At 70.7% G+C, this 11,022-nt stretch carries 14 protein-coding genes; 2 read left to right on the top strand and 12 right to left on the bottom strand.

Annotated features, from left to right (window positions below):
- Positions 1 to 84 precede the first annotated feature (84 nt).
- Genes VFN12_RS00855 through VFN12_RS00840 form a run of 4 tightly spaced genes read right to left on the bottom strand, consistent with a single transcriptional unit; the run spans position 85 to position 2,879 of the window.
- A complete protein-coding gene (locus VFN12_RS00855) occupies positions 85 to 660 on the bottom strand; it encodes a TIGR03086 family metal-binding protein (protein ID WP_325116642.1) in 576 nt (191 codons plus the stop codon).
- Between the two features lie 29 nt (positions 661 to 689).
- A complete protein-coding gene (locus VFN12_RS00850) occupies positions 690 to 1,925 on the bottom strand; it encodes an alpha-hydroxy acid oxidase (RefSeq protein ID WP_325116641.1) in 1,236 nt (411 codons plus the stop codon).
- A complete protein-coding gene (locus tag VFN12_RS00845) occupies positions 1,922 to 2,359 on the bottom strand; it encodes a nucleoside deaminase (RefSeq protein ID WP_325116643.1) in 438 nt (145 codons plus the stop codon). The genes VFN12_RS00850 and VFN12_RS00845 overlap by 4 nt, the downstream gene beginning before the upstream one ends.
- A 34-nt stretch (positions 2,360 to 2,393) precedes the next feature.
- A complete protein-coding gene (locus tag VFN12_RS00840; protein ID WP_325116640.1) occupies positions 2,394 to 2,879 on the bottom strand; it encodes a tRNA adenosine deaminase-associated protein in 486 nt (161 codons plus the stop codon).
- 130 nt (positions 2,880 to 3,009) lie between these two features.
- On the opposite strand from VFN12_RS00840, the gene upp reads away from it, so the two are divergent.
- Positions 3,010 to 3,651: a uracil phosphoribosyltransferase gene (gene upp / locus VFN12_RS00835; protein ID WP_325116639.1), complete on the top strand. Its 642-nt coding sequence runs from the start codon at positions 3,010 to 3,012 to the stop codon at positions 3,649 to 3,651.
- 97 nt (positions 3,652 to 3,748) lie between these two features.
- Here upp and VFN12_RS00830 read toward each other — a convergent pair whose 3' ends face one another.
- The 8 genes from VFN12_RS00830 to VFN12_RS00795 form a co-directional block, all read right to left on the bottom strand.
- A complete protein-coding gene (locus VFN12_RS00830) occupies positions 3,749 to 4,666 on the bottom strand; it encodes a zinc metalloprotease (RefSeq protein WP_325116638.1) in 918 nt (305 codons plus the stop codon).
- 167 nt (positions 4,667 to 4,833) lie between these two features.
- Complete coding sequence (locus VFN12_RS00825; RefSeq protein ID WP_325116637.1) at positions 4,834 to 5,007, bottom strand: hypothetical protein; 174 nt, start codon at positions 5,005 to 5,007, stop codon at positions 4,834 to 4,836.
- A 70-nt stretch (positions 5,008 to 5,077) separates the two neighbouring features.
- Positions 5,078 to 6,460, bottom strand: a complete 1,383-nt coding sequence (locus VFN12_RS00820) for an NAD(P)(+) transhydrogenase (Re/Si-specific) subunit beta (RefSeq protein ID WP_325116636.1) — start codon at positions 6,458 to 6,460, stop codon at positions 5,078 to 5,080.
- On the bottom strand, positions 6,457 to 6,768 hold the full coding sequence (locus VFN12_RS00815; protein WP_325116635.1) for an NAD(P) transhydrogenase subunit alpha: 312 nt from the start codon (positions 6,766 to 6,768) through the stop codon (positions 6,457 to 6,459). The genes VFN12_RS00820 and VFN12_RS00815 overlap by 4 nt, the downstream gene beginning before the upstream one ends.
- Positions 6,761 to 7,981 (bottom strand): NAD(P) transhydrogenase subunit alpha, encoded by a 1,221-nt coding sequence (locus VFN12_RS00810; RefSeq protein WP_325116634.1) that lies wholly within the window; start codon positions 7,979 to 7,981, stop codon positions 6,761 to 6,763. Before VFN12_RS00810 ends, VFN12_RS00815 begins: the two co-directional genes overlap by 8 nt.
- 151 nt (positions 7,982 to 8,132) lie before the next feature.
- A complete protein-coding gene (gene thpR / locus VFN12_RS00805; RefSeq protein ID WP_325116632.1) occupies positions 8,133 to 8,717 on the bottom strand; it encodes an RNA 2',3'-cyclic phosphodiesterase in 585 nt (194 codons plus the stop codon).
- Positions 8,714 to 9,454, bottom strand: coding sequence for a VIT family protein (locus VFN12_RS00800; RefSeq protein ID WP_325116631.1), 741 nt, complete (start codon positions 9,452 to 9,454; stop codon positions 8,714 to 8,716). The genes thpR and VFN12_RS00800 overlap by 4 nt, the downstream gene beginning before the upstream one ends.
- A gap of 115 nt (positions 9,455 to 9,569) precedes the next feature.
- Positions 9,570 to 10,715 (bottom strand): acyl-CoA dehydrogenase family protein, encoded by a 1,146-nt coding sequence (locus VFN12_RS00795; RefSeq protein ID WP_325116630.1) that lies wholly within the window; start codon positions 10,713 to 10,715, stop codon positions 9,570 to 9,572.
- A 113-nt stretch (positions 10,716 to 10,828) separates the two neighbouring features.
- On the opposite strand from VFN12_RS00795, the gene VFN12_RS00790 reads away from it, so the two are divergent.
- The coding region (locus VFN12_RS00790; protein WP_325116629.1) for a hypothetical protein at positions 10,829 to 11,022 on the top strand (194 nt) is incomplete at its 3' end.

The raw sequence follows: 11,022 nt of genomic DNA, 5'->3' as shown, positions 1-11,022 counted from the left end.
CGCTTTCGAGGCGTTCTCCTTAGGCCGCTCGGACACGCCACCGCCGGGAAGGCTACCGGAGACGAGGGGTCTGCCAGAAATCGATCAGGGGGTCCAGGAAGGGTCGCGTCCGGTGGCGCCGATCAGCCGGTCGAGCGGCGGCGCATCGGCCGGGACCGGGACCGGCGGGCCGAACAGCCCGCCCTCGTCGTCGGCCGGAGCCTCGAAGGAGGCCACGAACCCCAGGCAGGCGGTCGCGGCCGCGTCGTCGACGTCGTAGGGCTGGTCGGTGGACCGGGCGAGGTCCCAGCCGTGCACGACGACCTCGTCGAGCGCCACGAGCGCTGCCACCTCGGCCGGCATCTCGAGCGGGCCGGCCATCGTGACGCCGTCGTACGCCGCCGAATGTCGCCACGCTGCCTCCAGTTCGGCGAGCTGGGTGACGATCCGCTCGCGCCACCCCTCCTCGAGACGCGAACCGTCGCCCGACCCACCGCCTGCGGGTACGTCGTCCTTGCGCGCCGAGGCGGTGAAGGCGAAGGCGAGCCCGCCGATGTGGTCGACGAGATCGGCGACGGTGTAGTCGGGGCAGGGAGTACGGGCGTCGAGCTGGTCGTCCGTCACGCCGGTGACCAGCCGCGCCATGGTCGTGGTGGCAGGGCCGAAGTCCAGGGGATCCATGTCGTGTGGACTCCTCGAGCGGCGCGAACTCATCGGTCGGGCGGGACCAGACGGCGCAGCGCCGTGACGTGCCCGGGCTCGAGCTCGTCGAGACCGGAGACGCCGAGCAGCCGCATGGTCCGCTCGACCTGGTCCCGCAGGATCCCGATCGCGCGGTCCACGCCGGCCCGGCCGCCGGCCATCAGGCCGTACAGGTAGGCCCGGCCGACGAGGGTGAAGTGGGCGCCGTGGGCGATCGCCGCCACGATGTCCTGACCCGACATGATCCCGGTGTCGAGGTGCACCTCGACGTCGCCGCCGACGGCCTCGACCACCGACGGCAGCAGGTGGAAGGGCACCGGCGCCCGGTCGAGCTGACGGCCGCCGTGGTTGGAGAGCACGATCGCGTCGACGCCGGCGTCGGCCAGCCGCCGGGCGTCGTCCACCGTCTGCACGCCCTTCACCGACACCTTGCCGGGCCACTGGTCACGGATCCACGCCAGGTCGTCGTAGGTCACGGTCGGGTCGAACATCGTGTCGAGGAGCTCGCCGACGGTGCCCGACCAGGAGTCGAGCGAGGCGAAGGCGAGCGGCTCGGTGGTGAGCAGGTTGAACCACCAGGCAGGCCGGGGCAGGGCGTTGGCGACCGTCCGCGGCGTCAGGGTCGGGGGGATGGTGAAGCCGTTGCGCGTGTCCCGCAGCCGCGCCCCGGCAACGGGTACGTCGACCGTGACCACGAGGGTGTCGTAGCCTGCCTTCGCCGCCCGTTCCACCAGCGCCATGGAGCGGTCGCGGTCGTTCCACATGTACAGCTGGAACCACTTCCGGGCGCCGGGCGCGGCCGCGGCGACATCCTCGATCGAGGTGGTGCCCATGGTGGAGAGCGTGTAGGGGATGCCCGCCGCCTCGGCGGCCGTCACCCCCGCGATCTCGCCCTCGGTCTGCATGAGGCGGGTGAAGCCCGTCGGGGCGATCCCGAAGGGAAGCGCCGACGGCACCCCCAGCACCGTGCGGGAGGTGTCGACGCTCGACACGTCGCGGAGGATCGAGGGGTGGAACTCCACGTCCGCGAACGCCTGCCGGGCCCTTCGCAGCGACACCTCCTCGTCGGCCGCACCGTCGGTGTAGTCGAATGCCGCCCGGGGGGTACGCCGCTTCGCGACGGCGCGCAGGTCCTCGATCGTCAGCGCAGCCGCCAGGCGGCGCTCCCGGGGCGAGAGGACCGGTCGCCTGAACTTCATCAGTGGCGCCAGGTCGTGGCGTCGCGGGAACCGGCGGCTGGTCACGGCGTCCTCTGGCCGCGGAAGAAGTCGTCCAGCAGCGCGGTCGACTCCTCGGCCCGCACGCCCACGACCACCTCGGGCCGGTGGTTGAGGCGCCGGTCGCGGACCACGTCCCAGAGGCTGCCGACCGCGCCCGCCTTGTCGTCGTAGGCCCCGAACACCACCCGCGCCACCCGCGCCAGCACGGCGGCGCCGGCGCACATGGTGCACGGCTCCAGCGTCACGACGAGGGTGCAGCCCTCCAGTCGCCAGCTGCCGGTCGTCCTCGCCGCCTCCCGCAGCGCCACGATCTCGGCATGACCGGTCGGGTCGCCCTCGGCCTCCCGGACGTTGCGGCCGCGCCCGACGACGGTGCCGTCCGCGTCGAGGACGATCGCCCCGATCGGCACGTCGCCCGTCGCCAGCGCGGCACGGGCCTCGTCGAGGGCGGCGCCCATCGGCACGTCGTACGACGGTCGCATCGGACGCAGGTCAGGCGGACGCGAGGCCGACGGCCTGGTCGAAGAGCGACCCGAAGCCGAGCCTGCGGGTGACGTCGGAGAGCATCTCGTCGGGGTAGAGGTCGTAGTCGTCGAGCAGCACGCCCATGTCCATGGCACCCATGCCGAGGTCGCCGAGCAGGTCGAGGTCGCCGGCCGGGACCTGGTCGTCCTCGTCCTCCGGTGGCGGGAGCCCCAGGAAGTCGACCGCCGACGCGGCGAGCTCCCACTCGTCGGCCGCCGTGACGTCGGAGAGCAGGACCCGGGTGCTGGCGCCCGCGACCCGGACGATCACGAAGAAGTCCTCGTCGATCCCCACCAACCCGACCGTCCCACCGTCGCCCGGGAACCGGCGCAGGGCGTGGGCGAGGGTCTCGACGTCACCGAGCGTGTCATGGGCGAGCTCGTCGACCTGCCAGACGCCTTCCTCCCGGTAGGCGGCCAGCGCGAAGTCGACTCCGTCCACCTGGTCGGCCATCTCACTCCTCCCGTCCGCACGGTCGGACCCACGGGGTTCGTCTCCAGAGTGGCAGAACCCGTGGCCCCGGCCAACCCTCTACCCATGCTCGGACACGCCCGGGACACCGCCGTGGCCTAGGGTTTCGCCCATGCGCACCCACGTCGTCGACCATCCTCTCGTGGCCCACAAGCTGACCACCCTTCGCGACGAGCAGACCGACTCGCCCACGTTCCGGCGGCTCGCCGACGAGCTGGTCACCCTGCTGGCCTACGAGGCCACCCGTGAGGTGCGGGTGGCGCGCAAGGAGATCGTCACGCCGGTCGCACCCACGACCGGGGTCAAGCTCGCCCGCCCCAAGCCACTCGTGGTGCCGATCCTGAGGGCGGGCCTGGGCATGCTCGACGGGATGATGCGGCTGCTGCCCACCGCCGAGGTCGGCTTCCTCGGGATGGTCCGCAACGAGGAGACGCTCGAGGCGTCGACGTACGCCGAGCGGCTGCCGGAGGACCTGGCCGGTCGCCAGTGCTACGTGCTCGACCCGATGCTCGCCACCGGCGGCACCCTGTCGGCCGCGATCAGCTTCCTGACCGAACGGGGCGCCGACGACATCACGGTGATCTGCCTGCTGGCCGCGCCCGAGGGATGCGAGCGGCTGGAGGCCGACCTGGCCGGCGTCGACATCCCGGTGCAGGTGGTCACCGCCGCCATGGACGAGAAGCTCAACGAGAAGGGCTACATCGTGCCCGGCCTCGGCGACGCCGGCGACCGGCTGTACGGCGTCGCGGGGTAGTGCGCACCGCCCCGGCTCCCCCACGTGCCGAGATGACGGCACCCCCGCACGCCATCGGCCACGTTTCGCATGACCTGGTGCGTCCCCGCGGACGGGCTCAGCCGCGGTAGGCGGCCCACATCTGGTCCATACGGGCGTCCTGGCCCTGGGTGAACTCGGTGTAGCAGCTGTCCCAGCTGTAGTCCATGTAGTTGTGGATCGGGTCGAGGCCGGGCAACGGGCAGGAGTCGCGGCCCTCGGGGCAACCGCTCGTGGGGCTGGACTGCGCCGGGGTGTCCTCGACCTCGTCGTTGAGCTCGGTGCAGCCGCCCTGGAAGGTGTGGTAGAGGCCGAGCCAGTGACCCGCCTCGTGCGTCGCCGTGCCGCCCAGGTTGAAGTTGGTGATGCTGCCGCCGGGCAACGAGTCGTAGTGGACCCGGATGCCGTCGATCTCGCCGTGCTTGGCGTAGTCCCAGGGGAAGGTCGCGATCCCGAGGTACTTGAAGTCGACGAGCCAGATGTTCAGGGCGTCCGCACCGCCCTTGCGCGTCTGAGCGCGGTAGGTGGCGGACTGGCGGTCCTTGTGCCAGGTGCTGTTGTTGTACCGGTCGATGCCGACCAGGTCGAAGGAGTAGCTGGTGTCGGAGAAGTCGCTGTTGAGCACCGCGATCTGCCGGGTGATCTGGCGGTTGGTGACGTCACCGTTGCCCGCGGCGTCGCGCATCACGTGGACGTAGACCGGCACCGACGCCGCGACCGCCGCGCTGCTCCCGCTCACGCCGGGCGCACCCTTGGCCGCGAGGCGTCCGTTGGTACGGCGTGCGATGGCGCGCTGCTCGGAGGCGGAGACGGGTGCGTGGTCGACACCCGATGCTCCTCCCCGAGCCTCAGCGGCCGGTCCGGGTGTGGGGGTCAGGCACGAGACCCCCGGGTCGGCGACCCGGGCCTGGGCGGGAGCGGCCAGGCCGACGACGCTCAGTGCAGAGGCCCCGACAACGGTTGCGGCGACCAGGCAGAGGTGTTGCGTAAGACGCATGGGGGTCCTTCCTCGATGACCCGCCAACGAGCGAGCAATCGGGAACATACCCACGCCGAACTCGTGCTAACCGTCGACGCCTCGGCGTGGCGGAGGACCTTTACTCTCGCGTCCCGGCCTTCGCAGCCCTCCCCGTCGCCCGCAGAGGGGCCCGGAGGAGCTCTCGGTCAGCCGCCGAACATCGGCACCTTGCCGGTCGCGATCAGGACGAGCAAGAGCACCACCAGCGCGCCCAGGACGGCGTAGCTCCACTCCTTGCCCCGTCGGGTCTCGTCGGACTCCGGGGCGTCGTACCGGTGCCCCTCCCAGCGGGCCGGGCGTTCGTCGTCCTGCTCGATCATCTTCCTGCCTCCTGCACAGTTGGCGCGTCGACATCCCTCAAACGCGCGAACGCGGAAAAGGTCCCGTTGCCTACAGCGCCTTCACCGCGTTGAGCAGCTTGCTCATCGTGTCCTTGGCGTCGCCGAAGAGCAGCGTGGTCTTCTCGTCGAAGAGCAGCTCGTTCTCGATGCCGGCGAAGCCGGGGCGCATCGAGCGCTTCATGAAGATGACCTGCTTGGCCTCGTCGACGTTGAGGATCGGCATCCCGTAGATCGGCGCTCCCGGAGTGGTCTTGGCCGCGGGGTTGACCACGTCGTTGGCACCCACGACCAGCACCACGTCGGCGTCCTTGAAGTCGCCGTTGATCTCGGCCATCTCCTTGAGCTGCTCGTAGGGCACCTGCGCCTCGGCCAGCAGCACGTTCATGTGGCCGGGCATGCGGCCGGCGACGGGGTGGATCGCGTAGTCGACCTGGATGCCGCGCTCACCGAGCACGTCGACCAGCTCGCGCAGGGCGTGCTGTGCCTGGGCCACCGCCAGGCCGTAGCCGGGCACGATGATCACCCGGTCGGCGTACCCCAGCGTGATCGCGACGTCGTTGGGGCCGGCCGACTTCACCGGGCGGTCGGAGGCCTCTCCGCCCCCGAGCGTGGACCCACCCTTGAGCGCCCCGAACAGGATGTTGGCGACCGAGCGGCCCATGGCGTTGGCCATCAGCAGCGTCAGGAAGGTACCGCTCGCCCCGACCAGGGTTCCGGCCACCAGCAGCAGCGTGTTGTCGAGGACGTAGCCTCCAGCGGCCACCGTCAGGCCGGTGAACGCGTTGAGCAGCGAGATCACGATCGGTACGTCGGCGCCGCCGACCGGCAGCACCAGCAGCACGCCGACCACCAGGCCGACCAGGGCCAGCACGACACCGGCCCACAGGACCGGCTCGCCGATGGTGATGCCGGTGAGGAGGATCGTGGCCAGGAGGCCGATCCCGAACACGATCGGCAGCCCCTTGAACACCACCGGCGCCGAGGTCATCAGGTCCTGCAGCTTGGCGAAGGTGACGATCGAGCCGGCGAACGACACCGAGCCGACCGCGATGGTGAAGGCGGTCGCCAGCAGCACGAACCACCCGACGTCCTCGCCGTGGCCGACGATCTCGCCCAGCTCCAGCAGGGCGACCAGGGCCGCTGCGCCACCGCCGACCCCGTTGAACAACGCCACCATCTGCGGCATCTGGGTCATCTGGACCTTGCGCGCGCCGACGACACCGCCGACGGTGCCGACCAGGATCGCCGCCAGAATCAGCGCGACGTGGTCGAGCTCGAGGTAGAAGAACGGAATGGTGACGGCCACGACGGCGGCCACGGCACCGAGCAGGTTGCCGTTGCGGGCGGTCTTCGGCCCCGAGAGGCCCTTGAGCGCGAGGATGAAGCAGACCGCGCACGCGAGGTAGGCGAGCTGCACCCAGGTCGGGGTCATGCCGCGCTGCTCCCGGCCGGGGCCTTCTTCTTCTTGCGGGTGAACATCTGCAGCATCCGGTCGGTGACCACGAAGCCACCCACCATGTTGACCGCGGCCAGCACCACCGCGACCAGGCCGACCACCAGCGCACCGGTGCTCTCTGCCTGCCCGGTCACGATGATCGCGCCGAGCAGGATGATCCCGTGGATGGCGTTGGCGCCGGACATCAGCGGCGTGTGCAGCGTCGAGGAGACCTTGGAGATCACCTCGATCCCGACGAACACGCTCAGCACGAAGATCGTCAGCCAGACGACGGCCTCACTCACTTGCTTCACCTTCCGTGGTGGTCTCGACGGGATCGGCCGGTGCCGGCTCCGGCTCGGCCGGACCCTCGATGGCCTCGCGGGTGCCGTCGTGGACGATCGAGCCGTCCCGGGTGACACAGGCCCCGACCACGACCTCGTCGTCGAAGTCGGGGGCGAAGGCCGCGGGACGGCCCTCGTTCTCGTCGTCCCCGTCCTCGGCCTTCGTCGTCATCAGCTCGACGAGGTTGACGATGTTCTGCGCATACAGCTTCGAGGCGGGCCCCGGCATCTGCGAAGGCACGTTGCGGCCGCCCCAGACCTGGGCGTTGCCGATCCGGACCACCTCGCCCGGCTCCGAGCCCTCGACGTTGCCGCCGGTCTCGGCGGCCAGGTCGACGACCACGGACCCCGGCTTCATCTGCTCGACCATCTCCCGGGTCACGAGCATGGGGGCCTGGCGGCCGGGGACGGCGGCGGTGGTGATCAGGGCGTCCGCGTCGGCGATGTACGGCGCCAGCAGCTCGCGCTGCTTCGCCGCCCGGCCCTCGGTCATCTCGCGCGCGTACCCGCCGGCACCCTCGAGCGTCTCGAGGTCGAGCTCGATCGGCTTGGCGCCCATCGAGGCGATCTCCTCGGCGGCGGCGGCGCGGACGTCGTAGGCCTGCACGACGGCGCCGAGCCGCTTGGCGGTGGCGATCGCCTGCAGGCCGGCGACCCCCGCACCGAGGACGACCACCGTGGCCGGCTGGACGGTGCCGGCCGCGGTCATGTTCAGCGGGAAGAACCGGCGCAGCATCCCGGCGGCGACGATCGCGCAGCGGTAGCCGGCGACCAGGGCCTGCGACGAGAGGGCGTCCATCGACTGGGCCCGCGAGATGCGGGGCACGAGCTCCATGGCGAAGGAGGTGATCCCGCAGTCACGCAGGTCCCGGACGACGTCCACCTCCTGACTGGTCGGGAGGAACGAGATCGTCGCGGTGCCCTTCGGGAGGCGCCGGATCGTCTCGTTCGTCAGCGGCTGGACCGAGACCACGAGGTCGGCGCCCTCCAGGGCGGCCCCGTCGACGGTGGCGCCGGCATCGACGTACTCCTCGTCGGCCAGCTGCGCGGCCCGGCCGGCGTCCGGCTCCACGGCGACCTCGTAGCCGAGCTCGGTGAGCTTTCCGACCAGCTCCGGCACCATCGCGACGCGGGACTCGCCTTCCCTGGTCTCCCTGGCTACAGCGATCTTCACCCGCTGAAACCTAGGGCAAGTCGTGGCGTGGGGACAGCCGTCTCACGTCTCGGTGCGTCGGTGTCCAAGTGACAAAGCGCACGCCCGTCTCGGATAGTCCCTCACGAAACGGTGGTGCCGCGCGGCGTGTCGCCGACCGTTTGGTGAGGGACTATCCGCCCAGCGGGATCTCGGCCACCGTCTCGTAGCGGGGGCGGCGCCCGGGACCCTCGCCGAGGTGCGAGGCGACGAGCTCGATGTGGTCGGCCCTCCACGAAGGACCGGTGTAGGCATCCAGCAGTCGCACCCAGTTGGACACCTCGGCCGGTCGCGCGAGACGGGCCACCGTGATGTGGGCACGGAATCGCCGACCGTCGATCGGGATGCCGGTCCGGGCGGCCGCTGCCCGCGCGCCGGTCGCGAGTCGGCCCAGCTCCGTCTCCCCCCGCTCGTCGAGGTCGAGACCGGCCCACACCACCCGGGCGCGGCCGGCGTTGGGGAAGGCGCCGCCGCCGCGGACCCGCGTCTCGAACGACGTACGACGCCGTCCGGCCCGCTCCAGCCGCTCCAGCAGCTCGTCGAGGTGACGGTCCGCCACCGCGGCGAGGAAGGAGAGGGTGACGTGGAACTGCTCGGGCAGCGCCCACCGCAGGCCTCCGGACTCCCGTCGGGGCTCCAGGAAGTCGTCGAGGTCGGCAATCGCCTCGGCCGAGGGTACGAGGGCGACGAACATCCGCGTCCCGTGCGGGGACGTCACCCGATCTGGGTGCCGATCAGGGCACCGATCCAGTAGGTCACGGCCATCGCCAGCACACCCCCGCCGACGTTCCGGGCCACCGCGCGGCGGACGGCACCGTAGCCGAGTCGCGCCGAGACCCAACCGGTCAGCGCCAGCGCCACACCGACGGCGGCCACCGTCGCCCCGACGCGGATCGTGGGCGGCGTCAGGGTGATCGTCAGCAACGGGAGGAGGGCTCCGAGCATGAAGGCCAGCATCGAGGCCCACGCTGCGTGCCACGGGTTGGTGAGGTCGTCGGGGTCGATGCCGAGCTCGGTCTCGGCGTGAGCGGCCAGCGCGTCGTGCGCCGTCAGCGCCTCCGCCACCTGGAGCGCGAGGGGCTCGCTGAGCCCCTTCTGGACATAGAGCCCGGCCAGCTCCGCGAGCTCCTCCTCCGGCTCGTCGCGGAGCTCGGCCCGCTCCTTGGCGAGGATGGCCCGCTCGGAGTCGCGTTGGGTGCTGACCGAGACGTACTCACCTGCGGCCATGCTCAGCGCGCCGGCGGCGACGCCGGCGATCCCGGCGATGAGGATCGTGGTCCGGTCGCTGGTCGCTCCGGCGACGCCCATCACGAGCCCGGCCGTGGAGACGATGCCGTCGTTGCCCCCGAGGACTCCGGCCCGGAGCCAGTTGAGACGGCTGCTGATGCTGTCGTCGTGCGGTTCGTCCCCGTGCGGCCCGACCGGAGTGTCCAGCGAGCCGGTGTCGATGCTCATGGGTCAATCGTTCGGCCTCGGCGGCGCTCCCGCAAGCAAGGCAAGGCTCGGCTCAGCGCATGCTGCCCAGGTTGGCGGGGTTTCGACCGCCCGTCTCGGTCTCGGTCGCTGTCTCTCAGAGGCCGAGGTCGCGGCCGATCAGCATCTTCATGATCTCGTTGGAGCCCGCCCAGATCTTGGTGACGCGGGCGTCGCGCCAGGCCCTGGCCACGCGGTACTCGTTCATGTAGCCGTAGCCGCCATGGAGCTGGACGCAGTGGTCGAGGACGTCGTTCTGCACCTGCGAGGTCCACCACTTGGCCTTGGCGGCGTCGACCGGGGTCAGCTCGCCGTGCGTGTGCTTCATGATGCACACGTCGACATAGGCCTGGGTGACCTCGACCTGGGTGACCAGCTCGGCCAGCAGGAACTGGTTGGCCTGGAAGGACCCGATCGCCTGGCCGAACGCCTTGCGCTCCTTGGTGTACTCCACCGTCTCCTCGAGGATCTGGGCGGCGTGGGCAAGGTTGGTGATCGCCGAGCCGAGGCGCTCCTGCGGCAGGAACTGCATCATCGAGATGAAGCCGGTGTCGAGCTCGCCGATCATGTCGTCGTTGCTGACCCGGACGTCCTCGAAGGCCAGCTCGGCGGTGTCGGACTCGTCCTGGCCGACCTTGTCGAGCACGCGGCCGACCGAGAACCCGTCCGACGTGGTGTCGACGCCGAACAGGGAGATGCCCTTGGCCCGCTTCTCCTTGTCGGTGCTCGCGGCCACCACGACGAGGTCGGCGCTGCCGCCGTTGGTGATGAAGGTCTTGGAGCCGTTGATGATCCAGTCGTCGCCGTCGCGCACGGCGGTCGTCTTGAGGTTGGCGAGGTCAGAGCCGCCCCCGGGCTCAGTCATGCCGATGGCGGTGAGCAGGTCTCCGGTGCAGAAGTCGGGTAGCCAGCGCTTCTTCTGCTCATCGTTGGTCAGGTGCACGAGGTAGGGCGCCACGATGTCGGCGTGGATGCCGACGCAGCTCGGCAGCGTCATGTTGACCTTGGCGAGCTCCTCGGTCAGCACGGCGTTGAAGCGGTAGTCGTTCGCCTCCATGCCGCCGTACTCCTCGGGCACCTCGAGCCCGAGGAACCCCTGGGCGCCGGCGGCCTTCCAGAACTCCCGGCTCAGGCCGTGGTTCTGGGCGTGCTCCTCCAGGTGGGGCGTGACCTCCCGGTCCAGGAACTCCTTGACCGAGCTGCGGAACGCCTCGTGGTCCTCGTCGTAGATCGTGCGCTTCATGGGCCGATCCTACTTCCCGGTAACGGGGCCGGTCGTGGCGATGGTTTGATCGTTCAAACAGGCGGGTACTCTCGGCGGGCGCACCCGGTCGGGGGCAACGAGGAGGAGACGACGTGGAGGTCTGGCCCGGAACGCCGTACCCGCTCGGCGCGACGTTCGACGGCAGCGGCACCAACTTCGCGCTCTTCAGCGAGGTGGCCGAGCGCGTCGAGCTGTGCCTCATCGACGGCGACGGCGAGGAGCTCACCGAGCATCGGATCGAGCTCACCGAGGAGGATGCGTTCGTCTGGCACTGCTACCTCCCGTC

Source organism: Nocardioides sp. (assembly GCF_035703625.1).
Classification (GTDB): Bacteria; Actinomycetota; Actinomycetes; order Propionibacteriales; family Nocardioidaceae; genus Nocardioides.
The sequence above is the reverse complement of the archived record's forward strand: the minus strand, read 5'-3'. Positions and strand labels throughout refer to the sequence as shown.